Source organism: Corynebacterium frankenforstense (assembly GCF_030211955.1).
Classification (GTDB): Bacteria; Actinomycetota; Actinomycetes; order Mycobacteriales; family Mycobacteriaceae; genus Corynebacterium; species Corynebacterium frankenforstense_A.
The window spans coordinates 1-262 of record NZ_JASODI010000075.1; the positions used below are offsets into that span (position 1 = coordinate 1).

A 262-nucleotide genomic window follows, 5' to 3' on the forward strand; every position below is an offset into this window, starting at 1 on the left:
TAGATTTTTTACCATCTACCATCAGGATATTTACAAATTTAGCCAGCAGTTCTGATCCGAACTTCGGATCCGGCAGAATTTTACGCTGACCAATGACGCGACGACGTGGCATGGAAATACTCCGTTGTTAATTCAGGATTGTCCAAAACTCTACGAGTTTAGTTTGACATTTAAGTTAAAACGTTTGGCCTTACTTAACGGAGAACCATTAAGCCTTAGGACGCTTCACGCCATACTTGGAACGAGCCTGCTTACGGTCTTT

Annotated in this window: 1 pseudogene; it reads right to left on the reverse strand. The window is 42.4% G+C overall.

What is annotated here, in order from left to right:
• Window positions 1–112, reverse strand: a pseudogene (locus QP119_RS11585) (30S ribosomal protein S7); the annotation flags it as partial.
• Between the last annotated feature and the right edge of the window lie 150 nt (window positions 113–262).